This window comes from Paenibacillus anaericanus (genome assembly GCF_003994475.1).
Taxonomy (GTDB): Bacteria; Bacillota; Bacilli; order Paenibacillales; family Paenibacillaceae; genus Fontibacillus; species Fontibacillus anaericanus.
Map to the genome: position 1 here is coordinate 1 of NZ_RZNY01000007.1, position 24,085 is coordinate 24,085.

A 24,085-nucleotide genomic window follows, 5' to 3' on the forward strand; every position below is an offset into this window, starting at 1 on the left:
CACATTTTAAACAAGAGCTATCAAAATACATCCATTATTACAACAACAAGCGAATTAAGGCAAAACTAAAAGGCATGAGTCCGGTACAGTACCGAACTCATGCCCAACAAATTGCCTAATAAAATAACCTGTCTAACTTTAGGGGGTCACTTCAAGACAGATGCCTTGCTGTGGCGGTATTTGACTAAGATTTATCTATCTTATTTTAACTAATTAAACACAACCGTTTTGTTCTGATGAACGAGAATCCGATCCTCAATATGCCACTTCACTGCCCGGGCCAATACAACACGTTCAATGGTTCGACCAATCCGCTTCAACTCACTAACATCATCACGGTGACTTACGCGCTGAACGTCCTGCTCAATAATCGGACCGCCGTCTAGCTCTTCCGTCACATAGTGAGCGGTTGCGCCAATAATTTTTACACCGCGTTCATATGCCTGAGCATACGGTTTACCACCCACAAATGCAGGAAGGAAGGAGTGATGAATATTGATAATCCGGTTGCGATACGGTCCAATTAGCGCCGGGGATACGATCTGCATATATCTGGCGAGTACGATGAGATCGACTTTACCATTAACGAGATCAAGTTGTCTTTGCTCCGCTTCTAACTTCGTATTCGCTGTTACCGGGATATGATGATAAGGAATTCCGAAAGACTCTACAAATTCCTTCATATCAGGATGATTACTGATAACCATCGAAATCTCAGCATCCAGATCACCTGCTTGCCATTGCCATAGTAGTTCCACCAAACAATGGTCTTCCTTGGAGACAAAGATGGCCAGTTTCTTCTTGTAACTTAGCTGATGAATATTCCATTTCATCTGAAACTTATCTGCAATTACGGAGAAATCTTTCTCCAATGCGACAAGCTTCTCCCCCAGCAGATCAAGATCGAATTCCACCCGCATGAAGAACATTCCGCCCTCTGGATCCATCGTATACTGATCCGATTGTACAATATTAGCGCCATGTTCATGCAGAAAGTGTGAAACCGCTGCTACAATACCTGGTCCATCCGGACATGAAATTAACATCCGAGCACGATTATTTTCATAAGGTTTGACAGGTCTTCCGCCTGCCTTTATATGCGTATCCATCTTTCTCTCCATTCCCCCTGCATCATTGTGAGTTCTATTACGTTAAATATTAAACTCTAGCAGCCAACCACGCCACCAGAAGTTGATTCACTCGTTCCTCTGAGTGATCTGGGAATAGATTTGCTTCCATCACAAGATCATATAGTCGTTCTAACGGTTCACGTGGATCCGCTTTTTTAGCCTTGGCATCGTTTTTAAGAAGATCCCAAGTATCTAATACAAAGGCACGTTGCTGAAGATCACGCTTAGCAAAGAATTCACTTAGCTGTTCAACTTCTGCCACGAATGTAGCTCCTAGTCGTTCAGCAACTTGTCCTCTAAGAAGCGCGATTTCCACTTCATACATCGGACGTTGAGTCTTAGGATTCTTACCAATCCAAGGTGTCTCTAGAATGAAAGGTCTACCTTGTAGCGCTTCATGATGAACCAAAGCATGGATAGCTTCGAAACCTATCCAACCTGATCCAATTGGTGTATGGCGGTCTTTGCCCGCCCCAACTGGATTTTTGCTGTCATTAATGTGCACTACGGCGATCCGGTTCAGTCCAATAGTCTCATCAAAATGACGCAACACTCCATCCAGATCATTTACAATATCATAGCCCGCATCATGAATATGGCAAGTATCCAAACATACCGTCAATCGTTCATTATGCTCTACCTTATTAATAATCGCAGCAAGCTCTTCAAAGCTTCGGCCTATTTCAGTACCTTTGCCAGCCATTGTCTCTAAGGCAATGTTAACATCGGTTTCATTCGTACCATTTAACACTTGATTCAAACCTGCGGCAATTCTATCGATACCATACTCCGCATCTTTGTCCGTGAATGCACCGGGATGAAGCACAATGTTGCGGACACCAAGTGCGTGCGTACGACGGATTTCTTCCTGCAGGAAGTCAACTGCTAGCTCGTAGGTATTGGTCTTATATGAACCCAGATTGATAATGTATGGTGCATGAACGACGATCTCATCAATTCCTGCAGCCCCCATGGCGGTCTTACCTTCTTCGATAAACATCGACTCTATGGGTTTACGCCGTGTATTCTGCGGTGCTCCAGTATATATCATGAATGAGTTGGAACCGTAAGAAGCAGCCTCTGCTGTTGCGCTTAACAACCCTTTATCTGAGAACGAAACATGTGAACCTATTTTTAACATTTAATCTCCTCCTTCTAAACACCTCTTATTTTATCCTCAATAACGAAAATAATCTAGGTGAGTTGAAAAACGAAGGCATGTAGTCCAAAGTATCTTTCCTCAACTAAAAAATTTTTCACTACTCTTATTGGCTTATCTCTCAATCTATTTACATCCGTTAGCCCGTCCAATCAAAGATGGTTTGAGGATCATAAATTGTATAAAAAAAGGAGGTTATCATTATGTCTTCGAGAAAAAAAGTAATAGTAGTAAGACTCCATCCTGGACAAAAAGCGATTGTTATTTGTAGACATCGAAAGAATCAACGGAACCGGAACAATCGGAACACTCAAAATATTCAACCCATTCAGAATACTCCGAATTTTCCTTGCTAATGAAATGCACGAACGCTCATTTGAGCGTTCTTTTTTTAGTTCTTCTATTCAGGTTAACTAGGGCTTCACTGACTTTATCACTGGAAAAATAAAAAACACCCTCGATTATTCAAGCGTGTTCCACTATCTCTGCCCTTTTCCGGGTTGATTATATTCTTATAACATTCGCATCTTGAACCGTAACCCCCGCTGAATACGGTAAGGCCGATTCAAGATGCGCTATAAGTTGCCCTCGTCGCCTGTAATCAAGCTGTACCCATGACATTCATCACTAGATCCTAACTTTGGTCAGGCAATGCTTCCCAAGATGCTCCTTATACCCAGTTCTACGTTTCACTATCTTGAATCGTTTCAAATAAAGTTACTTTTTCTTCCTGCACTATCTCCTCTGGGGTGTATAGTAATAATTGTCATTGACATCCTATATGAACTCTCGAAAATAATCTTGAAATAAGGTATACTTCTTATCAGATTGAGGTGTTATAAGAGTATAGATGAGGTGATAATAACCATGTGGCACTCTACTTTGTACACGCTTACCACGTCTGGACCAAATCGTTGGTTTATGAATTCCATTGTGTTCTGGGGATTTATCATGCTTGGAGCCATGACGATTGGCGGATTCTTTATGTTTCGTAAATTCATAAAGGTGCTTCCTAAGGCTGATGGTATGTCCAAACTCGATTGGCAGAATCATTGGGTAGAGAAAAGTCGTCATTTATGGACGGATGACGCTAAATCCTTCCTCGAATTACTCGTGGCACCTGTTCCGAGTGCGTTCAGAGATATTGCCAAACACTCCATTGCCGCCGAAATCGGCAAAATCGCATTACAAGATAGCGCGGAAGAAGTGACTCGAGACCACTGCATCAAAGGTTATATCGTTGCGACACCTCAGAGAGATAATAAGTTTCTCGTTCGTTTCTTAGAGAAGAATCAAATCGATTATAGTCCTTATCAACATCTGCTGAACAAATAAATTACCGAACTTCCCATCCGGCCCTGACATTCTTGATTCAGTCAGTGGACGGATGTTTTTTTATTATTAATACAATTCGGTCTAGCTCAAGGGAGGAAGATGATATTGAAGATCGTCATTTTCGGAGGAACGGGATTTATTGGTAGTGCATTAATGTCATTTTGGTTGGAAAAGGGATATGAAGTTATCATTGTAACGCGAAAACAAACAAAAAGAATGCTTGCTCAAGAAGAACCTGCACTTTCCTACTTAACATGGAATGAGCTTGAGAATAATGTGAATTCCCCACACGACGTGAGCGCAGTGGTTAATCTAGCCGGTGCCACTATCAATCAACGTTGGACTCCTAGCGCCAAGGTGAACATTTTGAAGTCGCGATTGACAGCCACAGAGTCGGTTGCACGCTGGGTTAAATCTTTAGACTGCAAACCGGAGGTCATTATACAGGGGTCTGCTGTAGGGATTTATGGAACTTCTCTTGAGGAGGAGTTTGACGAGAATTCAAAGACTTCCTCCCATGATTATTTGGCGAATGTGACTAGACAGTGGGAGAATGCTGCAGATCATGGTTTTCAAAACATTCGTCTGGTTAAACTTCGGACAGGTGTTGTACTCGGAAATAACGGCGGTGCCTATCCGCTCATGGCTCTTCCCTATAAAATCGGAATCGGAGGCCGAATAGGAAGCGGAAAACAATGGATTCCGTGGATTCACCTTTCGGATTTGGTTTCTTTAATCGACTTTTGTATCTCCCACCGTGATGTCGCCGGTCCAGTTAACGCGGTTAGTCCTAATCCCGTCACCAATAATGAATTCGGTAATACTATCAGTTCTATATACCATAGACCGAACTGGCTTCCGCTTCCGGAATTTTTTCTAAAAACTGCGTTAGGGGACATGTCCTCGCTCCTACTAGAAGGCCAGAAAGTGATGCCACATACCGCACTGCGTTACGGCTTTGAATTTACCTATCCTACATTGCATGAAGCGTTAGTCGATCTGAAAATGAAATCGTAGCCTATTGAAGAATCTCATACAGAAAATCCATTGGTTTGGCTGATTACATTCCTTCTTTGCAACACTTAAAGGAAGTATCTGCGATCGAAAACACATCTCCCGCCTCTAGTGGATAGTCTTTATAGGGAGCAATAAGTTCTCCTTTTAGTTTGGTGCCATTTTTAGAACCCAGATCTTTCAGGCTACAACCGTTTGTCGTAATCATCAGCTCAACATGAGCTCGTGATACACCTACTGCTTTCTCCACATACTGAACAATTTCTTCCGACCGACCTATCACAAAACTTCCCGTCTTCAGAGCAATACGCTGAGTTCCTCCTCCTGTGGAGTCATAACGTTCCAAATAGCTAAGCGTCGCTGGCAGAGGCAAAGAATAACTATCCCGATCCTGAACCATAGGTCTCTTCAGTAATACAGTTGCTGGGTTAACAGGGGGCCCTATTTCTATTCCTACTACCGAGTCATTGTATTTCTCCTTCGGGATTGCGTAAGGGATCTGAGCTGGATAGGGTTCTTGGATAGGATTCGATACGTAAGTTGGATAATCAATCTGAGTTGAATAGGCTTCCTGAGTTAGTCGAGGTGATTGCGGTTGCTGTTTATGCGCATTTTGTGGATTCTCTCTTGGAGCATTAGGGAAAGTGACGTCCCCCACGTCATTCCATCTCCACTTTTCATCAAAGTCTGCTACCTTCGGCTTGCCCCGCTGGCCCTTCTTGCCCTTCCATGTTATCTCCTCCTGCTTCTGATCTTGATCATCGAAATTAGTTGAATTAGATTGGGCTAACTGCGTAGCCATTCCTTGCACTGGTAGCTGTAGCTTACCTGCTCTTATGAGCAGAACGGCAACACCAAATACAAGAGTCAGTCCCATACATATATATAAATTCAAGCTTACAGGGTGATCTAAGTATAGAAGCTTCCAGCATAATGCATCGATAAGTATTGCTCCAACTATGTAATAAAAATGCTTGGGAGAGTCCGAACCACTTTCATCTGAATCCGCAAGTGTATCATTATCATCAGAATGAAATAATTGCGGAGTCTTCCATATTGGAGACTCGTTAGATTCATTTCTCCTAAGGGAGCTATACTCTAATCCAACTCTCTCACTAGCAACTGCCGATTGGGAATACGATGGTAAATATTCTTTTATTACGGCTCTAGATTCCTCATATTTACTTTGCATCTGTAACTCATGGCTAGATTTATGGCGCACTGTTGGTTCATCATCAGCCAGTAACTCAATTAGCATCCTCTTTAATGCCGGAATAGAGAATAAGTCATCCCGACAAAAGGATAATATTTTCTGGATTCCATTACCCTCCATATGCGAGATACTTGTCATGAGTCTTGTGATCAAACCCAACAGCATGATATGAACCGGATTTACAATTAAAGGTTCCTTCAATGGAACATAGGTGAGATAGAGTATACCGCTAGTTAAGGGTTCTTCTACAAAAATAAACTCCTCTTCCAAAATGTAATTTCCCGGAGATAACATATATCCTTTACTATCATCCAACACAGTAATGATCTGGAGAAGGAGGCTGTAAAACTCCGGCATACTCATCTTATCGCTCTTCAAACATTGAGATAACATTCTTCTGCCCGTAATATCATAGTGAAGACTAACCTTGTAATCTACTTCTCGAATGTCCAGCCGCAATAATCCAGGTACAGAAATTGACATCAGCATCTCCTTCTGTACCAGATTGATCCGTTGGGGTTCTATATGACCTTCCGCTCTCAAAATCATAAATGTTCCGCCATCCCTGACATAGTCAACATGTAAACCCATCATTAGCTCTCCCCCTTACTTTAGAAATAGTAGAACGCCATGACAGCACCTGGCAGCACAGCAAGCATGAACGGGAACTGCAGATGCCCTTTGGCATTCGCTTGGATCGGCAATAGGCTCTTCAGAATGACGGCTCCAAGCACGCTATTTAGAACTCCACGTACCCTAGTAAACATTTCCCTTCTCCAAATCAAAATGATCAAACCAATACATCCAGCAGCAAAGATAGAGTACATCATCGTGGACAGAGTTAAACTCATACCACACCATGCGCCAACCCCACCGAATAGCTTCACATCGCCCCCGCCTACAGCTCCTACCCAGTAAAGGATCATCATCAGTCCAAAACCGACACCAAACCCTTTGAGTGCAAAAACAGTTCCCGCACTTCCTTCCAACAATGTATGAACTAAGATTCCAAGAATCATACCGCTCACCGTGATCACATTTGGTATCTTCATTGACCTGATATCAGTTATGAATGCGATAATAAGCAAAAGAAAACAACCCCAAGCCCAATATTCCACATCGTATCCCCCTTAAAGTTTTGTAGCGTTACTTCAAAGATTACGGTTCGTACAAAACTGCCTCGAAAGCATACGCTAAGTTTTGTTAGCGTTACTTCCATGATTACACTATTTGTTGTTTGGACTGACTACATCAAATACCTCTGTTGTACGTAACCCCTCCTGTGTCTCGATGACGATCGTCCATGTTCCAGGCGTAGTGTTCCCACCGACCAGCCACTCCCAATCTACGATTCCACTAGCATCTGCGGTTGCTTCCCCAAGATATTTAGCCTTACTGGTACCACTCTTGTAATATACAGTTAGCTTGGCTGTTGTACCGGGTTCAATTTTTGCAGAGACATTAGCCTTATGCCCTGCGTAGGCTGGATCGGGTTTGGAGAGAATTACGGCATATTGTCCTTGCTCTACCTCCCCTTCTCCGGCATTCTCATTTAGTTCTCCGGTATCTCCAATCCACAGACGCTCCTCGGCTCTCGATTGAAGTACCAATTTCCGGTTCGTAAAAGGTACTTTGATAGGCAATTCATAACTAATTTCTATTCCAAAATAGGGATTACTCCCTGTCCTTAAATCAGGAACGGTTACACGACTGACATGCAGTCGCTCTTCATGAAGCAATGTTCCTTCAAGAAAAGGGTGCAACAGAGGTTTCATCACCGGATCAAGTACACTTTCGAGCACACTATTCTTCAAATCCTGAAGTGGTTCGTCTCCTTTAACTGCAGCTTCTCTAATCCATTCATTTAGCGGGGAGGGTAAGTCAGCTGCATATTGATCGGCCCAGTCCACTAATGATAGCTTGGGTATCTTAAGGTTAGATGCATTCTCACTCTCATTCACATTCTCTTTGGCATGCGCCTCCACTGCTAACGCTACTGGGTAAATATGTGAAGAGACGAGTTTCACTGCATTAGAAGCCACCGTATTCATTTGCGTTGTTAGTAGAGTCATCTGAACCATATAGATAAAGAAAAACACAACGATTATAAATACTGGCATAACCAGGGCAGCCTCAAGCACAATACTCCCCTTTGATCCCACTATCTCTTTAGTACGAGAAGTCCGCTTGTTTATCGACATAATATCGGCTTCCTTCCACTCTCCCATTCAATGCCCCAACCGATCCCATGGCTTTGGCGACACCAGGTAAGAACCACAAAGTCATTGCTGTAGTAACTTCCCCTTTCGCATACGTTGCTCTCTCATCCGGATTAATTCCGGTTTCCATACGAATAATGGAGAGCATACGTGATAACCTCTTATCGCTCCTTCCATGTAAGAATAGAAAGATTCGTAAATGATCTTTATACGTTAATTCAATCTTCATAAAATCACTAAGTGGGATACTCCCCTTCTGGGCAAGAGTCACCATGTCCTCTATCGCCTTCTCAACCCCATATAGTAGAGCAGAGACCAGAATGAGCAGCGGGTTTCCTTTATTTACGTTCTTAATAAAACCTTCCATTGTTCTGATAGCTAGGCGCATAGTGAAAATCTCCCCATACGCAGCTGCGATATTTCCAGTTGGATTATTGAATCCGTACAGTATGTACTCCACTTCCTGCTTATCATAAGCAAATTGTTCACTTAAAGCTTCCAACTTCCCAGTACCGCTACCCTTCAGCAGCTCATCCAGTGTGCTCACATCAAAATATTGAAAATAATTAGCGATATATTCACTCTGAAAACAACTATCAGACATTCCACTCATAACACCGGATAATCCACCATAAAAGGTGTCCATACTTCCCATAGCATCTTCTCCAGCGTCATATGGATCCTGTGATAATGAAGATCCTTCCGTTCCTTCCGCGGAAGAGGCATCTTGATTAAGTGTTCGATTTTCACTGAAGTAAGATTCCAATTGATCAAATTGCTCCTGATATTGACTCAATTTATTCTTTAGTTCCTTAAGTTGGGTAAGTATGTTGCTCGCGTCCTTTAATTTAGCTCCGGCTTGATTCTCTAGTTGTTTGCGTTCATTATCATATGAACGATATCTCTCAAGTGTTGCTGCATTTTCCTCCAATATATTGTTAGATCCATGATCGACATATTTCTGCAAGAAAACATCTACTTCTCGACTTGCTGTCACTACAACCGACTTCAGCGAGCCACTCGATGCTGAGGCCGACATTACGGAGCTCTCTTCAGCAAGCATAGAACTCATCTCACTTTGTAGTTGAGTCAACTGTAAGGCTTGTCCATCAATATCAGATTTAAAATCTGCAATTAAATCATCTGGAAGTAATAACGATCGACTTTGCTCACGTATTTTTGCGATTTCTTGATTTCCAACAACATTCTCTTTGCCTCCGGTACTCTGCCCTTCAGATACAGAATTATAGCCATCTTGTGCTGATCTTTGCTCTGATTGCTCGATAATCACTTTCATCTGTTCATTAATTTCCGAAACTTCCTTCAACAAATTCCTAGCATTCGCCAAGGAATCCCGATGTTTTACTTGCGCATTCCTTATGGACCGTCCCGCTTCGCTGAAGATATTTGATGCGCCAAGTTGATAAAATCCTATACTCATACCGTGCACTCGTTCCAACAATTCTCGTTCACGATCTGCTTCAACCATGCTCTGATAATCAGCATATTGCGATGCCAGATCAGCAGCAGTCCGAGGTATACCACTAACAGACTCATCGGATAGAGAAAGAGAAGGAGAGCGTGGTAACAATGACGATAATGATTCCACAGTCAACGCTGCCTTCTTTTGTTTGTCTAGCAACTCATCAAGCTTTGCTTCTCTTTTGTCATACAGCTTCTGTAATTTACCAAGTAAATCTACCGTATTAGACGTCTCCTTCATTACCTGTGCCATCGGCTTGAATCGATTTATGATATCTAATGCAAAATCGATAGGTGCTTTATACTTCATTTCCTCTCGTATTTGCGATTCAAAAACAGAATATATCCCGAGTGGTCGTAATAATTCAACAGAGGATGAGTCCAATTTTGCTCTCAGTAAGGGTAGATCATCGCTTCGAACCGCAAGATCGAAGTTATCCTGCAGCACTTTAGACATAATATAATTCTCATCCGTCTCTCCATACGCGAATAGACCGTATTGCTCTACTAGCTCCTTATCAAAGGCTGACAGGAGGGAGCGAGCTGCGGCATGAGTTAGCGCTTCCGCCTTCGTCTGCAGAGCATACATCCGAGCGAAGTCAATGAAGATCGCAACAAATGCAAAAATGACTGTGAAGGTCACAATTAGAAAAATCGTTACTGCACCATTCTCTGACCTGTCTCTAATAAACATTCTGATTAGATTCCCCCTCCCTTAAGTCAGCACAAATTTATTTGATCATTTGCCAAACATTTCGAGCGCATCACCTGCCTCGTTCTTATCTACATGATCTTTTCCAGAACCTTTGAATTTCGCGCCATAATATCGTGCCAAGTCCACAATACGAATCCACTCTACCGCTTCAACAATGTAGGAAGTGGACTTGCCTCTCTGCGTCACATCACCAATCACTCGCTCCAAGGGTGCAAAAGGTATAAGTCGGTTCATGGAGACCGTGATTTTACGAAATAATAATTTATTGTCATATCGCATTACTCCATTGACCCCTTGCGGAATTTCGCCACCCGTATGGCTTAACTTCTGCAGGGGCAATGGACTATCAGAATTAACTCCACTAGGTAATTGCAAGATTGAAGGTGAAGATTGACCACCCCATCCAAATAGCGCCTGCATCATCCCATCATCACTCATTCGCCAATATAAGGAATCGCGTTCTTCAATCTGGAAGGCTCCCGTCCGAGGACTACGATGACTGTTATCCCAGGTGTAAGCACTCCGTTCTGCCGCTACGGTTGCCATATGACCAAGCAGCACATTCTGATATAAATACAAACAGAAGAACAACATTATCAATATGGAGGTGAAGATAGTCGGGAATACTAGTGAGGCTTCCAGCGTGAAACTTCCTTCCCGATTTCGAAATAGATTCATCTAGTTCCCGTCCATAAATTCATCTGTCTTACTCGACGCCTTACCAAGTAAATTCTCAACAATCTCTTTCAACTGATCTCTGAATATAACCGCGATGATCACAATCACCGCAATAATCAATATCATTTCTAACATCCCAAGCCCATCTTCATTACGCCATAATCCCTTGGCCTTTACACGAATCATTTCCAACATTAGATACCCCTCCTAAATAGATAAAATAAATGAATAGTGACCCTCTTCTCTCAAATTACAAGTCCATGATCATAAACGCTGGGGCGCCTACTAATACAATGATGACTAAAAACAGTAACATCATCGGGAACATAAGCTTCGAAGATGCTTGCTCTCCCAGCGTCCGACTAACCACCTTACGCTTCTCCCATAGTGTGTGGGACAATTCATGTAATGCCAGAGCAAAATCATTACCCCCACGACGAAAATTAAGTAACACCGAAGTAGTAAATGCAGACACCTCCTGGATCCCGCAACGTTTACTGAATCCCTCTAATGCTTGTTGAAAAGAATCCCCACTCTCCCACTCCCGTTGCATTTGAAATAGTTCACGGTACAAAGGGTGACTCTCTTCCCCACGTTTTCGTTCAAGACATTGTTTGATCGCCTGCTGAACCGTGGATCCAGCCCCGACTAGCAGTATGATTTTATTTAGTAGTTCCGGTAACTCCAGAATTACCTCATGCTCTCTTTTAACTACTTTTCGATGAAGATCATTCAATAGAGCGGCCGGAAGCAGAACAGCAAGTGCAGTTCCCATTATGAGCACGGTATTATCCCCACCCATGAGCAAAGAGAATAAACATCCCGAGGTTAGCAGTAACCAGCTATAAGTGAGCATTTCGGCTAGAAATAGCAGTGTGAATTCACCACTACGGCGGTCTCCGCAGATTTTCTGTACGGATCGTTGTATTTTGTAGAAAAAAATGGGACACCTGCGTGACAAAGAGATCAACATAAGCAAATACAACATGGGCGGTGCTAATTTTTGAAGTCTCAGTCCTTCCATAACCATTCCAGCACTATCGCCATATTGCCCAATTGAGCGTATGAATAAGAGTCCCCATCCCGATATCATCACGAGCAAGAGGCCTCCCGTGAACCACATCATTTATATCCACTCCTTTCACACTTTGATGTCCATAATCTTCATCATTAGCCAGGCACATAAAGCAAAAACTAACAACGCTACAGCCGAGATCACCAATCCTATACCACTATGCATCGGTGACATATAATCTGGAGAAGACATATCCATAAATACAAGAAAGAACAACGGAGAAACCATCATTACCTTGGATTCAAATCGTTTCTGAGCAATCATGACGCCGATCTCCTGACTAATCTCCAGCTTCTCGCTAATAATGGCCGAGGTCCTTCTAATGATCTCTACGAGATCCCCTCCCGAACGCTTACACGTTGTAAATACATCTGCAAAATTTCCTATGTCCTCACTCCCCGCTCGGTCACTGAAATCCTGTAGTGCTACTTCAATTGGTTGGCCGTATTCCAACCTCGTACAAATAATCCCGAGTTCCATCATTAAATCGTTGTCCCCACCCGGATACAAAAGCCTTAAATCCTCAATCGCATCCCGGAATCCATTCTCCACCGAGCGCCCTGCCACGAGTGAAGAAGATAGTGAATAGAGTGCCTGTTTAAAGTTCAGACTGAGTGCATCCCTTCTTCGGCTCAGCAAATATTGACTCCAATATTTTGGTATAAAGGCCGCACCCCCCGTCATGACTAGCGCGAACCAAAATGAATGAAAAAAAACGTAGCCTATACAGTAGAGCCCTATGCCACTGGCTAGCAAGCATGCCCACTTCTGCCTCACAGAAAGAACATAAACTTTATAATCTGGCAGCTTCCCCAGGGAACTAGTTACGCTTGTCCCCTGTCGCCTTAACAATGCCTTCATACCCATCCTCCTCCCCTCAGATGCTGCCAGAAGTCATCCCCGCCATCCGCAGCTTATCGTCATGCAGCAGTCTATTGCCCGTTTCAGTCAATCGACCGACGATTTTACCCTCGATCTCCGCTTCCTCTTTGAAAACATAAAGATGATTAAGTATCACCTCCCCACCCTGGATACCAGCTACTTCAGAGATTTCCGTCACCCGTCTAGAACGATCACGAAGTCTAGATAAATGAACAAAGATATCGATCGCCGACGCAATCTGTCCACGAACAACCGCCAGCGGCAATTCCGCCCCACTTAATACCATCGTCTCCAACCTACTGATCATGTCTGCAGTCCCGTTTGCATGCCCAGTAGATAAGGATCCATCATGTCCAGTGTTCATCGCCTGTAGCATGTCAAGAGCCTCTCCACCCCGGACTTCACCCACAACGATCCGATTAGGCCGCATCCGAAGAGAAGAACGGATTAAGTCCCTTACGGAAATCTCCCCTGTACCTTCTGTATTCGCGTTACGTGTCTCGAGCGATACCAGATTAGGAACGGTGACTATTTGTAACTCTGCTGAGTCCTCGATTGTAATAATCCGTTCATCGGGTGGTATGTATTGGGAGAGTGCATTGAGGAATGTGGTCTTACCGGACCCCGTACCACCGCTTATAAAAATATTGTATTTGCTTCGAACCAGCGTCTGAAGAAATGCAGCTGCCTCCGTGCTGAGTGAATCCCAAGCAACTAACTGCTCCATCGTCATAGGTCGATCTGGAAATTTACGAATCGTCATAGTCGGCCCCTTTAGTGCAACAGGTGGAAGCACAATGTTGACCCGTGAACCATTCTTTAGTCTCGCATCCACAATGGGCGATGATTCGTTGACTACCCTATTCACTCCTGAAACGATACTTTGAATAATGTCTTCAAGTTTCTCTCTAGATTCAAATTTCGTAGGAAGACGATAGACCTCTCCATCTCGCTCAACAAAGATTTCCTCATGGCTATTTATCATAATCTCAGTCACAGATCGATCATCTACAAGTGGCTGCAATGCATCCAAACCACGAAATGAATCATATAATCTTCGCACCCATTTCCGTTTATCCGCAGCCGTTAAATCAGCCAACTTGTCTTCTTCCAGCACACGCCGTTCGATGTAGTCCAGCAATTGATCATCACTTAACGAATAGGTTACATCAAGACCACAGCGAATCTCGCCCCGCAGGTGTGTAAACAAGTCATCTGTCACCCGCTCGCCCTCCCTGACCCACAAACTCTCTATTGTTGAATACATCACGGCATAACCTCAGCACATCACGTTGAAATAGGGGCGAGTGAAGTAAAGCTCCCTGCTGTATGCCTGGGTTCCATGAAGAGATGTGAGAAAGAGTTGCCTCCACGGTCATCCCTTTTCTTGGCAAAGCAGCTGACATCTCCCCAGAATATCGATTTACAGCAAAAAATGTTTTACCCATAATCGAGTTGAATAATGTTGAATTAGACCGCTCCAGATGGGCCAACCAAAGTTCCGTCTTCTGCATACCACTCCAATCATCCGTTAGTAGCCACACTAATTTGTCTGACCTTTTCATCACCGCCCTACTCCTACTGTTTGGAGATGAATCGGTATCCACGATTACAGCATCATAGAGACCACTATCAGCAATGTAATCCATCAACTTGATCGTATCTTGCTCTTCCATCTCAAGAATTTCATTTAGATTATCTACTGGGCCAAATGTATCACTTTGCAAAATTGAATGTTTGAGCGCATAGGTTGAAACCGAAGGCATAACTGTCTGCTGCCTCTGTTCATCTCCCTTAAGGTCATATAGAAGTCGAGCGAGTCCAGCACGCTGACTCCCAGCGCGAGTCTCTCCCTGAAATAGGAGTCCGGCATTCACCGTCTCTAAATTCAAATAAAACATTCGCTTTCCTTGCATTGCCAACTGTTTTGCCATATTCAATGCGACCGTTGTCTTCCCCGAACCACCGAGGGTAGAATATACTCCTATAACAGGACAATTTCCTTCAGTAGGTATTCTCGCTTGTCCTCCTCCTCTGTATAAATCTAGAACGGACGACAACAACGAGTGTAGTGGCTGATACTTCGGTAACTTTCCTATGAAATGTTTCTCTACTCCTTCTTCTCCAAGACAAATCCAAGGAATCTGACGGGCATCCTGACTAGATTTATCTCCTATGAAGTAAGGCTCAGCCAATACAACATGCACAAGATCACCGGACTCTTCCATGTAGCGTAAAAAAGCATCTTGTCTGCTGAACGCTGTTACAACCAATCTCCTTTGAAAATCACTACAAAGAACATAATGCAGGAAGGGCTCAATGTACTGTTCATCTCGAACAGCCAATACGAGTCTGATTGGAACCATGCCATCACTATCCTTTCGAGAACATGCAAAAAAAGCACCGCTCAAAAACCGAATATCGGTTCTTGAACGGTGCTTCCGCTCTCAATTCCTTAAATTTACAGTTAGAATAACATAGTTATTACAGTCAAGCAAGTCCCATTATTGGATTACTTCACCTATGCTTTAGCCATCCTTCAAAAAACGTTTACTGAGCTCCTTCGTGGGAACAAGGCAAGTCTCATCCTTACCAAAAAACCTATAACGGTTTGCAGCAACTAAGCGGTACACCGCATCCCGAATAAAACGTGGTACGATGATCAATCCATATAACAGCGGCCATGGAAAACGTAGTCTCTTCGCTATACGCAGCGCTCCAGTCGAGCGAATATAGTAGTTGTCTTTTTCTAATACTATGATGGTACCCAAATGTTCCACATGCACACCCTTCTCCTCCAACAGCCGACGCCCGGCCTCAGATTGTAGGGATGCAAAATGGAAACGGCCCGTAGGATCGCGCTTAATCAAGAATTTGACTACACCTTGACATAGGTGGCAAACACCGTCAAACAATATAACAGCATCCGGCTCCGAACGTTCCATATCCATTGACGATAACACCTCCACATAACCATTATAACGAACTCTATAAGTCAATAAAATGTGAAATGAAAAAAGCACGAGGAATATTCCCCGTGCCTATCAGTATTCATTGCCCTGCTTATTCGGCCAATGCTTTGTCGAACCATTGTCCCTCATGCATTTGGCTAGCGATTACTCCCGAAAAATTGTCCATGCATTTGCAGATAAAATCTTTGCGGCAGATAGGACAAGGAGACTGTTGCAGACGGCTAATGTTGGTAAGCCGCCATTCCGGATAACGGCTGTAGAATACACGGCATGCCGTGCCATCAACCATTTTAACGACAAACTCGTACAATCCGTCTTTCTCGTTGCTTCCGGCTTTGGTCACGTTCTCAACACTTGGTCTGTAAGACATGGTCATCACCCGTATTATCAAATTTCAATCGTGTTTTAGTACTTAGACATATTAATTAATTTTCAGTCCTATGTCAACTTGGAAGCACATGACAATTCATAAAAATCATAACTTTCTAACATTAAAGCACTCGTTTTCACGAAAAAGTTTCCCTAGACAAAGAATCTTGCGGGTGTACAATATAAATTAAATCAAATTTTATTCTTCTTCGAATAAGGGTGATAGTATGAAAAACAATCAAGATACTACTGAAACTCCTCAAAAAGGGTGGAGAATGAATGGCGAGCAACCCTCCCTACCGGAAGCTCACCGTTCAATGCGGATCCCTACCAACGGTTCATGGTTCAGAAAATTTCTCGCGTTTGCCGGTCCTGGTTATATGGTAGCGGTCGGTTATATGGATCCTGGTAACTGGGCTACTGATATAGAAGGTGGATCACGCTTCGGCTATACTTTATTATCTGTCGTTCTAATATCCAACCTTATGGCAGTTGTACTACAGGCACTCTCAGGTAAACTTGGGATCGTAACCGGAAAAGATTTGGCACAGGCTTGTCGAGACAATTATTCCAAACCAACCGTCATTGCACTATGGTTACTCTGCGAATTGGCCATTGCCGCAACTGACCTTGCGGAAGTCATTGGCGCAGCAATAGCCTTAAATTTACTATTTGGTCTCCCGATCATATATGGGGTTATGATTACCGCCGTTGATGTATTACTCATTCTACTATTACAAAATAAGGGATTTCGTTCGCTGGAGATTTTTGTTGTAGTGCTCATTGCTACGATTGGCATTTGCTTCGGTATTGATTTATTTCTCACCAAACCTGATCTCGGCAGTGTAGCCTTGGGATATATTCCAAGTGCACAAATTTTAAGTAATCCGCAAATGCTCTACATCGCTATTGGTATTCTAGGGGCTACTGTTATGCCTCATAATCTATATCTGCACTCTTCCATCGTCCAAACTAGACAATTTGATTTGAGCCCTACTGGGAAGCGGCAGGCGATCAAGTACGCGACATGGGATTCCAGTATTGCGCTAACCTTTGCCCTATTTATCAACTCGGCGATTCTGATCCTCTCGGCAGCGGCATTTCACAAGACAGGGTTAACGCAAGTAGCGGATATCTCGGATGCGTATCATTTACTTACACCGATTGTCGGAACTACACTTGCTAGCGTATTGTTTGCCGTAGCCTTACTCGCTTCTGGGCAAAACTCCACACTAACAGGTACGCTTGCAGGTCAGATTGTAATGGAAGGCTTTGTTAATATCAGGCTTACACCATGGCTCAGACGGTTGATTACCCGATTAATTGCGATCATCCCTGCAGTCATCGTTACAGCCATCTACGGCGAGCGTGGTACGCAAGATCTACTGATTTTCAGCCAGGTTATCCTCTCACTACAACTTCCCTTTGCAGTCATCCCTTTGGTCAAATTTACATCCAGTAAGGCGAAGATGGGAGAATTCGCCAATAAAACTTGGTTGAACATTTTGGCATGGTTCATCGCCGGAGTCATCGTAATCCTAAACATCTATCTGCTAGTACAAACCATAACTTCATAAATCATTTTATTGCTCCGCTACAATAACCCCGTTATCAGCCTAACCAACTGTTATCGGGGTATTCTTCTATTCTTTAATTTCTTTAAAAGAAGCATCGTATAACCGGAACATTGTTTTGTAGCCTGATTCATCTATTTTAATACCCACATCTAGACGTCCTGTTATTTGTAATGGCTCTGATTTATATCTAAGCTTTACGTCATCCGGTACGAAAACCATCATTATTTTGTTCCAATAGGTCTCATCCCCGTTATCAAACGGACATTCCGCTCCAGGCTGTGGTATCAATAGGAACCAATGTTTCTCGAAGGATAGCACCTCCCCCATAAACCCTTTGATCGTTACTGTGGAATCATCCAAGTCCCAGAATTGATCTGAAGGAGTGGTCTGATCCTCCCCATCAAAAAATTGCGACCAACCGATAGATTCAATTCCACTTTTTACTACATCAGGAGTCTTCTCAGCTACTTTTCTCTCTACTATAACTGGTTTATTGTCCTCTTTAACGATGAGCTCCTGATCTGCTACTAATTCATTTTTTGTAGATTTTGTGTCATTTTTTTTATTCGGATCCTTTTTTATATTTTCGTCAGCTGTTTTTCCTATATTTCCCTTCCCTTCTACCTCCACTTTTTCTACTAACGTTACTTTCTCTTCTACCGTTGCTTTCTCATCTACCTTTTCCTGCTCATTCTGCAGTGATTGTTCCTTATCTCCACTCTCTTCCTTCATATCAGCTACAACAATCAACTTCTTCTCTTCTAAAGTGTTTAGCTTATTCTGGTCTGTATCAGGGGACTCGATCGACTGAGCAGCAAAGCCAAATGAGCCTGCCTCATTTTGTTTCATATCATTTTGCCCACATGCTTGAAGAAGCAGGAGTACTGCAAACATCAAAATGGACAACACTACATTTTTCCTATTCAAAAGAACTACCTCCTTATGCCTTAAATAGGGTTAATGGATCCATTCTATATACCCTAAATGCCGGTCCCATTGAAGCGACGAACCCGATCAGAATCGTCCCACCCGCTATATAAAAATGATCTTGAGTCCAAAGGAACGGATTGATTTGAATCCCCCCGTAGGTGAATAGTAGATCTTTCAAAAAATAACTTCCGACATGACCAACAAGTAAACCTATCAACAGCCCTGAGACCGTAATGATCAATCCCTCGCCTATCAATGTCATCCATACATAGATCTTTGATTTACCAAGCAGACGCAGCAATCCAACATCTTTAGTTCGTTCATTCGCAGCTGCAACAAGGGATAAGAGGATAGATATTGCCGCTAAAATGACGCATAACAGAGTAACGATTTCAATAATCTCTGATCCCCGATCTACGAGATTAACAACATCCGCAACGACCTTACTCGTATAAACAGCCTGAATTTTATTCATCTGATCAAGCTTACTCTGTAACTCATGTGCGCCCAGTAAGGTCTTTGGCTTCACAAGAATTGCTGTAATCTCTCGATCTGCATTCAACTCACCATGAACAAACCATGCATAGTCGAGCGTTGTAAACATAGCGCGATCATCTGGGGTGTTCAGCTCGGGAAGGATCCCCTTGACTGTATAGAGAAAACTCTGATGAGCATTATGCTCGTCGTGTTCTGCTCCTTCAGTATCATCTCCCAGTTCTACATCAAGGGCGTCCTTAACCAATCCATGTGCACCGGAAAAAGTGTCTCCTACTTGAAGATGGAGTAATCGTGCTGCATACGACCCAACGACCACTTCACCAGTGTGTCCATATAGCGTTCCTGCACTTAGTTTTCGGTCGCCATACCTAGTCATGAAATACTGCGGATTAATACCCACGATAGGATAGCCATTGTAGTTATCACCTGTTGTCATCGCATAGGCCTGCTCCACACCTTTATCTTGCAGGACCACTTCAAGAGTCTCCTCGGGAATATTCCCGGTAGGAGATCCAACGTGATAGAAAGTATTCAGTACAAGTGTAGTCTCGCTGCCTTCAGCTCCAATCACGACATCAAATGGACCATAACCCTTCTCTGTTCCTTGTTCTACGCTGGCTTTAGATAACGAGAGTATGATGATAAATGCTACTGTCGCTGTTACAGAAAGTAACGTCAGCAAAGATAGAAATTTACGATGAAGAATATTACGAACTAATAAATGGAACAGGCTCATATGACCGACTCCTCGCACTTCTTAATTCGTTAATTTCGTGAATATGAACACATTTTTCAAAACGATCTGCCATATTGAGATCATGAGTGACCACGATTAACGTATGATCTTTGCTTGCACACAAATCGAGCAGTAGCCCCGTAACTTCATCCGCCGTCTCCCAATCTAGGCTTCCTGTAGGCTCATCAGCCAATACTAGCTTCGGTTCATTAATTAACGCCCTAATCATTGCTACACGCTGCTGCTGCCCCCTGGACAGTTGTGATGGTAGATGACGACTCCGATCACTCAGACCAACCTTCTCAAACCAGAAGTCGATAAGTTCCCGCCGTTCTGTCTTACTTCGATTACCTGACATTACAATTTCAACATTCTGCCTAGCCATTAGGGAAGGAATCAGATGAAAGTCCTGTAAAATATATCCGATATTCTCCGCACGAAAGCGATCCCTGACAGACTCACTCATTTGATGGAGGGCCATTTCCATCATTATGATTTCACCTTTATCTGGCGAGAGAATGCCACTGATCAAATGAAGTAAGGTGCTTTTCCCCGAACCACTCGGTCCGATCATTGCGAGTTTCTCACCTTGACTGACTGTCCATTCCGGGATATTTAGGATTGGAACGTCCTTTCCTGCCACTTGAAAGCCTTTCTTCAATCCTTGAATATGTAACATAGTATCCACACTCCTTTGCGAACCAAAATGCAGAAAAACAGGAGAAGCGACTTCTCCTGTTTATTCTCCCACCTATCGTGGCTTACTTAGCTTATTTCAATTGGATACGTTCAGATAACGAATCCCATTCCAACGTTGTACCCGTCAATTGATTGAAGGCAGCCAGTGGAAGATACAATGTCCCATTATCCAGTTCCACAGTGAAAGATGCCGCCTTACCATTTACCTTAGCAGTGCTTGCGCCGAGGTCTACGGTAATAGTTGCTCCTTTACCACTAAGCGTTGCTATGCTACTACTAGCTTGATATTTACCATTAAGTGCTAGTGTTAAGGCTTTAGCCGGATATAAGACTTCCTTATCACGATTGATTTTGAATTTAGGATATACATATTTTGCTTGCATAGCCGCCGTTACTTTGTCTAAATCGACTCCAATCACCGCAGCAGCAGCCTTCGCAATCTGCGTATTATCGATTTGTCCCTTCACTTTGTCAGCAATGGGGCCATATGCCCAAACCCCAACATCAACTGCAGAGTGACCATGTCCGGACCAACCGACCAACAAGCGCTTAGACACTACAGCGTTATATCCGCCCTCGCGATTGTAGGATGAGCCGTCCCCATCTAGAATAAGTTGAGCTTCTTCATCGCTTAAATCATTAATTCCCGTGTTGTCAGCAACGATCTTTTTCACATCTGCTAATGTTTTAGCATCATTTAAAGATCCGATGAGGTATTCAGAAGAATGCTTCTGTTTATCCCACAGATCAATGTTCATTTCATAAATATTGTCCCGTGATAGGGAAAGACCCCCGGTCTCATGATCCGCTGTAACAATAACAGACGTATTTCCTTGCTTCTTAGCGAAATCAATGGCCGTCTTAAATGCTGCATCGAAATCAAGTGTTTCTTGAACCATCGTTGGCAGATCGTTAGCATGCCCAGCATGGTCAATTCGGCCGCCTTCGATCATCATGACAAATCCATTCTTGTCAGCGGACAAGATTTCTAGAGCTTTAGAAGTCATCTGAGCCAAACTTGGCGTCTCAGCAGTCCGATCCGGTACATAAGCAACATGTGAACTACCGAATAAACCGAGCGCCTTCGTATTTTTAGACGATAGAGCTTTTAAACTCTGCGCCGTTTTAACTACGGTATAACCTTTAGCTTCAAATTCAGGCAGCAGGTTTTTATCTGTTCTCTTCCCCTTTTCTTCCTTCGTAACAAAGAAAGATTCTCCACCACCGAACAATACATCCACTCCACTTGTCAGGTACTGGGAGGCAATGGCACTCTCGTTGTCTCTACTACGGACATGAGAGGCGTATACAGCTGGAGTAGCATGGGTAATACGCGCTGTTGTGACTAAACCCGTAGCTTTCCCACTGGCTTCAGCAGCTTCGATTATAGATGCAAAAGGTTTCGAGACATCTTCATTAGATACACTGATACCGGCATTATAAGTTTTATGCCCTGTAGCAAAAGCGGTACCTGCTGATGCCGAGTCAGTGACAACACCTGAAACAACCGTGCCACCGTCTTCTCCGCGATCTGCAAAGGTTGTCGCTTGACCAACATAATAAGGATCCAGGTTCAAATGCGTAATGTTTTTCTCATATTGTTGGAAATAACGTGTAGCTGATACCTGAGCTGGTCCCATGCCATCACCGATTAGAACAATCAAGTTTTGCGGTTGGGATTTCTTTGTTTCTTTTGCCGAGACCGTATCTTTGGATGTTGCAAAGGATCCCGCCGTCACGACTGTCAGTGCCAGACCGCTAACCGCTAAGCCCTTCCATAACTTCTTCATCTATTTCCCTCCAATTGTATAAGAACTAAGATAAGCTTAGAGGGAGAATATTTGGTAGATGTTAACAGATTATTATTTATAGGTAAAATTTTACTATTCGTCAAGTTTCTCATTTACAAAAGTCTACATTAAAATAACAAAAAAATCCCTTGCAATAGCAAGAGATTTTCTCGGTGACGCTGTTCATTTGATGCGGTCGAGAGGACTCGAACCTCCACGGGGTTGCCCCCACTACCCCCTCAAGGTAGCGTGTCTGCCATTCCACCACGACCGCGTAGTGTTTCTAAAGCGAACATTTAACATTATACCTACGGCGAATCCAAATGTAAAGAAAAACTATTTTTCTTTCTCCGCTTTCTTCCTCCTCAACATTTTTCGATGTTGAGTAAAATGAATATACTCACGAATAAATGCTTTTTCATGGGCAGATAATTTAACCGTCCAATCTATGGATGAAACATCTACCAAATAAACTTCAAGGCGCTCGTGGATTTTCTCTACTTGTCGTTCATGTCCAGTCATAAGCCAATCTAAGCTCACATCAAAATACATGGCGATATCGATTAGTTTATTACTACCCGGAGTCGATTTCCCACGTTTCCAATCTCCTAAATTCCCCGTACTTATTCCAAGATCCATACAAAACTTCTTTTTGGTTATTTTCTTGTTTTTAATTAAGATTTCGATTCTATCATAAATGGACAACGAAATTCCGACCTTTCTTCAACGCACAAGAAAATACGCATTTAAGTTGTTCTACTGTTGTAAGGTAACGCACTTACGTATATAATAAAATTTATGACCTTGCGTGTTATATATACATATTATATCATAATTTTTTCCAATTATAATCTTATACTATAGGAGTGCGCTAATCGTGATCGAGATGTCTTCTGTATGGCATGACGCCGTCCATTCATTAAACCAGAGCATAGCTATCATTGCTCCAGACGGCACCCTACAACTCGTCAATCAGAGTTGGGCAACTCAAGCATCCAAACACGGTTTGTCTCCTGATTGGGATCGACCAGGGATCAACCTGCTTCATGTCTTCGCTGCCAATAGGCACAATTCAAACCCTCTCTTACAACATCTCCTACAAAACTTTAATAACATATTGCATGGAGATCATCCTTACTTCAAAACAGAATTCTACTTGGACTTACCTCAAGGGAAATCCTGGTTTCTAGCTGAAGTTATTCCCTTTACTAAACAGGGATCGACACAGATCAGAGGTATCACTCTTACATGCTCCGATATCACAGAATTTAAGAACAGTGAATTACAGCTAAAAGAAGTTATTTCCAAAATATCCACTCTAGAAGGACTTCTCCCCATTTGTGCCGTCTGCAAAAAAATTAAAGACGATCATAATGTATGGAACCCCATCGAAAATTATTTAAACCAACATACCTGCGTTGAGTTTACTCACGATATTTGTCCCGATTGCATCCGTTTGCTATATCCTAAGTACTCATCAATCCTTGACCACCCAAATAATTCAGAACAGAATCCCCATAAAACCTGTCTCTGTCACGAACATCCTGATCATCCAAATAATCCATAAATTTCTTCAGTACGAGCTCGATAGATTGTAACATATTTATCAATG

The 24,085-nt window shown here is 42.9% G+C and carries 24 protein-coding genes and 1 tRNA gene; 5 read left to right on the forward strand and 20 right to left on the reverse strand.

Annotated elements, in window-relative coordinates; all coding sequences use genetic code 11:
* On the forward strand, positions 1 to 119 hold a 119-nt coding region (locus EJP82_RS10140; RefSeq protein ID WP_148125749.1), incomplete at its 5' end, for an IS3 family transposase.
* 90 nt (positions 120 to 209) lie between these two features.
* On the opposite strand, the gene purU is transcribed toward EJP82_RS10140, so the two are convergent.
* Together purU and EJP82_RS10150 are read right to left on the reverse strand one after the other, a co-directional pair.
* On the reverse strand, positions 210 to 1,109 hold the full coding sequence (gene purU, locus EJP82_RS10145) for a formyltetrahydrofolate deformylase (RefSeq protein ID WP_127191949.1): 900 nt from the start codon (positions 1,107 to 1,109) through the stop codon (positions 210 to 212).
* Between the two features lie 49 nt (positions 1,110 to 1,158).
* Entirely contained in the window at positions 1,159 to 2,271 is a 1,113-nt protein-coding gene (locus EJP82_RS10150) for a deoxyribonuclease IV (RefSeq protein ID WP_127191950.1), read from the reverse strand.
* An 885-nt stretch (positions 2,272 to 3,156) separates the two neighbouring features.
* Here EJP82_RS10150 and EJP82_RS10155 point away from each other — a divergent pair.
* Both EJP82_RS10155 and EJP82_RS10160 read left to right on the forward strand, forming a co-directional pair.
* Positions 3,157 to 3,624 (forward strand): DUF2621 domain-containing protein, encoded by a 468-nt coding sequence (locus EJP82_RS10155; RefSeq protein ID WP_127191951.1) that lies wholly within the window; start codon positions 3,157 to 3,159, stop codon positions 3,622 to 3,624.
* A 99-nt stretch (positions 3,625 to 3,723) separates the two neighbouring features.
* Entirely contained in the window at positions 3,724 to 4,641 is a 918-nt protein-coding gene (locus EJP82_RS10160; protein WP_425464332.1) for a TIGR01777 family oxidoreductase, read from the forward strand.
* A 43-nt stretch (positions 4,642 to 4,684) separates the two neighbouring features.
* On the opposite strand, the gene EJP82_RS10165 is transcribed toward EJP82_RS10160, so the two are convergent.
* The 12 genes from EJP82_RS10165 to EJP82_RS10220 form a co-directional block, all read right to left on the reverse strand.
* Positions 4,685 to 6,445 (reverse strand): DUF6382 and FHA domain-containing protein, encoded by a 1,761-nt coding sequence (locus EJP82_RS10165; RefSeq protein ID WP_246054034.1) that lies wholly within the window; start codon positions 6,443 to 6,445, stop codon positions 4,685 to 4,687.
* 17 nt (positions 6,446 to 6,462) lie between these two features.
* Positions 6,463 to 6,969, reverse strand: coding sequence for an A24 family peptidase (locus tag EJP82_RS10170; RefSeq protein ID WP_246054035.1), 507 nt, complete (start codon positions 6,967 to 6,969; stop codon positions 6,463 to 6,465).
* 108 nt (positions 6,970 to 7,077) lie between these two features.
* Positions 7,078 to 8,052, reverse strand: coding sequence for a pilus assembly protein (locus EJP82_RS10175; protein ID WP_127191953.1), 975 nt, complete (start codon positions 8,050 to 8,052; stop codon positions 7,078 to 7,080).
* Entirely contained in the window at positions 8,021 to 10,246 is a 2,226-nt protein-coding gene (locus tag EJP82_RS10180) for a Tad domain-containing protein (RefSeq protein WP_127191954.1), read from the reverse strand. The genes EJP82_RS10175 and EJP82_RS10180 overlap by 32 nt, the downstream gene beginning before the upstream one ends.
* A gap of 45 nt (positions 10,247 to 10,291) precedes the next feature.
* Entirely contained in the window at positions 10,292 to 10,945 is a 654-nt protein-coding gene (locus EJP82_RS10185) for a pilus assembly protein (RefSeq protein WP_127191955.1), read from the reverse strand.
* Complete coding sequence (locus tag EJP82_RS10190; RefSeq protein WP_127191956.1) at positions 10,946 to 11,140, reverse strand: Flp1 family type IVb pilin; 195 nt, start codon at positions 11,138 to 11,140, stop codon at positions 10,946 to 10,948.
* Between the two features lie 55 nt (positions 11,141 to 11,195).
* Positions 11,196 to 12,071: a type II secretion system F family protein gene (locus tag EJP82_RS10195; protein WP_127191957.1), complete on the reverse strand. Its 876-nt coding sequence runs from the start codon at positions 12,069 to 12,071 to the stop codon at positions 11,196 to 11,198.
* Between the two features lie 15 nt (positions 12,072 to 12,086).
* Complete coding sequence (locus EJP82_RS10200; protein ID WP_127191958.1) at positions 12,087 to 12,887, reverse strand: type II secretion system F family protein; 801 nt, start codon at positions 12,885 to 12,887, stop codon at positions 12,087 to 12,089.
* 10 nt (positions 12,888 to 12,897) lie between these two features.
* Complete coding sequence (locus EJP82_RS10205; protein WP_127191959.1) at positions 12,898 to 14,124, reverse strand: TadA family conjugal transfer-associated ATPase; 1,227 nt, start codon at positions 14,122 to 14,124, stop codon at positions 12,898 to 12,900.
* The gene (locus EJP82_RS10210) at positions 14,114 to 15,268 is read right to left on the reverse strand and encodes an AAA family ATPase (protein ID WP_127191960.1); all 1,155 of its coding nucleotides are present in this window, start codon (positions 15,266 to 15,268) and stop codon (positions 14,114 to 14,116) included. The genes EJP82_RS10205 and EJP82_RS10210 overlap by 11 nt, the downstream gene beginning before the upstream one ends.
* Before the next feature lie 162 nt (positions 15,269 to 15,430).
* Positions 15,431 to 15,853, reverse strand: coding sequence for a thiol-disulfide oxidoreductase DCC family protein (locus EJP82_RS10215; protein WP_127191961.1), 423 nt, complete (start codon positions 15,851 to 15,853; stop codon positions 15,431 to 15,433).
* A gap of 112 nt (positions 15,854 to 15,965) precedes the next feature.
* Entirely contained in the window at positions 15,966 to 16,244 is a 279-nt protein-coding gene (locus tag EJP82_RS10220; protein WP_127191962.1) for a hypothetical protein, read from the reverse strand.
* Between the two features lie 226 nt (positions 16,245 to 16,470).
* On the opposite strand from EJP82_RS10220, the gene EJP82_RS10225 reads away from it, so the two are divergent.
* Positions 16,471 to 17,820, forward strand: a complete 1,350-nt coding sequence (locus tag EJP82_RS10225; RefSeq protein WP_127191963.1) for an Nramp family divalent metal transporter — start codon at positions 16,471 to 16,473, stop codon at positions 17,818 to 17,820.
* Between the two features lie 66 nt (positions 17,821 to 17,886).
* Here the strand turns inward: EJP82_RS10225 and EJP82_RS28350 are convergent, their stop codons facing one another.
* From EJP82_RS28350 to EJP82_RS10255, 6 genes are all read right to left on the reverse strand, one after another.
* Positions 17,887 to 18,747, reverse strand: a complete 861-nt coding sequence (locus EJP82_RS28350; RefSeq protein WP_246054036.1) for a hypothetical protein — start codon at positions 18,745 to 18,747, stop codon at positions 17,887 to 17,889.
* 13 nt (positions 18,748 to 18,760) lie between these two features.
* Complete coding sequence (locus tag EJP82_RS10235) at positions 18,761 to 19,984, reverse strand: ABC transporter permease (protein ID WP_127191964.1); 1,224 nt, start codon at positions 19,982 to 19,984, stop codon at positions 18,761 to 18,763.
* Entirely contained in the window at positions 19,956 to 20,663 is a 708-nt protein-coding gene (locus tag EJP82_RS10240; RefSeq protein WP_127191965.1) for an ABC transporter ATP-binding protein, read from the reverse strand. The genes EJP82_RS10235 and EJP82_RS10240 overlap by 29 nt, the downstream gene beginning before the upstream one ends.
* A 91-nt stretch (positions 20,664 to 20,754) precedes the next feature.
* A complete protein-coding gene (locus tag EJP82_RS10245) occupies positions 20,755 to 22,473 on the reverse strand; it encodes an alkaline phosphatase (protein WP_127191966.1) in 1,719 nt (572 codons plus the stop codon).
* 191 nt (positions 22,474 to 22,664) lie between these two features.
* Positions 22,665 to 22,747 (reverse strand) — tRNA-Leu (locus EJP82_RS10250).
* 62 nt (positions 22,748 to 22,809) lie between these two features.
* Complete coding sequence (locus tag EJP82_RS10255; RefSeq protein WP_425464333.1) at positions 22,810 to 23,112, reverse strand: helix-turn-helix domain-containing protein; 303 nt, start codon at positions 23,110 to 23,112, stop codon at positions 22,810 to 22,812.
* 247 nt (positions 23,113 to 23,359) lie between these two features.
* Here EJP82_RS10255 and EJP82_RS10260 point away from each other — a divergent pair, with 247 nt between their 5' ends.
* Entirely contained in the window at positions 23,360 to 24,040 is a 681-nt protein-coding gene (locus tag EJP82_RS10260) for a PAS domain-containing protein (RefSeq protein ID WP_127192138.1), read from the forward strand.
* The last annotated feature ends 45 nt before the right edge of the window (positions 24,041 to 24,085 follow it).

Excerpts from the sequence above, each read along its gene's own strand:
- EJP82_RS10185 (WP_127191955.1), bottom strand. The coding sequence starts at position 10,945 with ATGAATCTATTTCGAAATCGGGAAGGAAGTTTCACGCTGGAAGCCTCA.
- EJP82_RS10165 (WP_246054034.1), bottom strand. The coding sequence starts at position 6,445 with ATGATGGGTTTACATGTTGACTATGTCAGGGATGGCGGAACATTTATG.
- EJP82_RS10160 (WP_425464332.1), top strand. The coding sequence starts at position 3,724 with ATGATATTGAAGATCGTCATTTTCGGAGGAACGGGATTTATTGGTAGT.
- EJP82_RS10220 (WP_127191962.1), bottom strand. The coding sequence starts at position 16,244 with ATGTCTTACAGACCAAGTGTTGAGAACGTGACCAAAGCCGGAAGCAAC.
- EJP82_RS10225 (WP_127191963.1), top strand. The coding sequence starts at position 16,471 with ATGAAAAACAATCAAGATACTACTGAAACTCCTCAAAAAGGGTGGAGA.
- EJP82_RS10155 (WP_127191951.1), top strand. The coding sequence starts at position 3,157 with ATGTGGCACTCTACTTTGTACACGCTTACCACGTCTGGACCAAATCGT.
- EJP82_RS10235 (WP_127191964.1), bottom strand. The coding sequence starts at position 19,984 with ATGAGCCTGTTCCATTTATTAGTTCGTAATATTCTTCATCGTAAATTT.
- EJP82_RS10175 (WP_127191953.1), bottom strand. The coding sequence starts at position 8,052 with ATGTCGATAAACAAGCGGACTTCTCGTACTAAAGAGATAGTGGGATCA.
- EJP82_RS10150 (WP_127191950.1), bottom strand. The coding sequence starts at position 2,271 with ATGTTAAAAATAGGTTCACATGTTTCGTTCTCAGATAAAGGGTTGTTA.
- EJP82_RS10215 (WP_127191961.1), bottom strand. The coding sequence starts at position 15,853 with ATGGATATGGAACGTTCGGAGCCGGATGCTGTTATATTGTTTGACGGT.
- EJP82_RS10255 (WP_425464333.1), bottom strand. The coding sequence starts at position 23,112 with ATGGATCTTGGAATAAGTACGGGGAATTTAGGAGATTGGAAACGTGGG.
- EJP82_RS10195 (WP_127191957.1), bottom strand. The coding sequence starts at position 12,071 with ATGATGTGGTTCACGGGAGGCCTCTTGCTCGTGATGATATCGGGATGG.
- EJP82_RS10200 (WP_127191958.1), bottom strand. The coding sequence starts at position 12,887 with ATGGGTATGAAGGCATTGTTAAGGCGACAGGGGACAAGCGTAACTAGT.
- EJP82_RS10240 (WP_127191965.1), bottom strand. The coding sequence starts at position 20,663 with ATGTTACATATTCAAGGATTGAAGAAAGGCTTTCAAGTGGCAGGAAAG.
- EJP82_RS10180 (WP_127191954.1), bottom strand. The coding sequence starts at position 10,246 with ATGTTTATTAGAGACAGGTCAGAGAATGGTGCAGTAACGATTTTTCTA.
- purU (WP_127191949.1), bottom strand. The coding sequence starts at position 1,109 with ATGGATACGCATATAAAGGCAGGCGGAAGACCTGTCAAACCTTATGAA.
- EJP82_RS10190 (WP_127191956.1), bottom strand. The coding sequence starts at position 11,140 with ATGTTGGAAATGATTCGTGTAAAGGCCAAGGGATTATGGCGTAATGAA.
- EJP82_RS10210 (WP_127191960.1), bottom strand. The coding sequence starts at position 15,268 with ATGGTTCCAATCAGACTCGTATTGGCTGTTCGAGATGAACAGTACATT.
- EJP82_RS10245 (WP_127191966.1), bottom strand. The coding sequence starts at position 22,473 with ATGAAGAAGTTATGGAAGGGCTTAGCGGTTAGCGGTCTGGCACTGACA.
- EJP82_RS10260 (WP_127192138.1), top strand. The coding sequence starts at position 23,360 with ATGTCTTCTGTATGGCATGACGCCGTCCATTCATTAAACCAGAGCATA.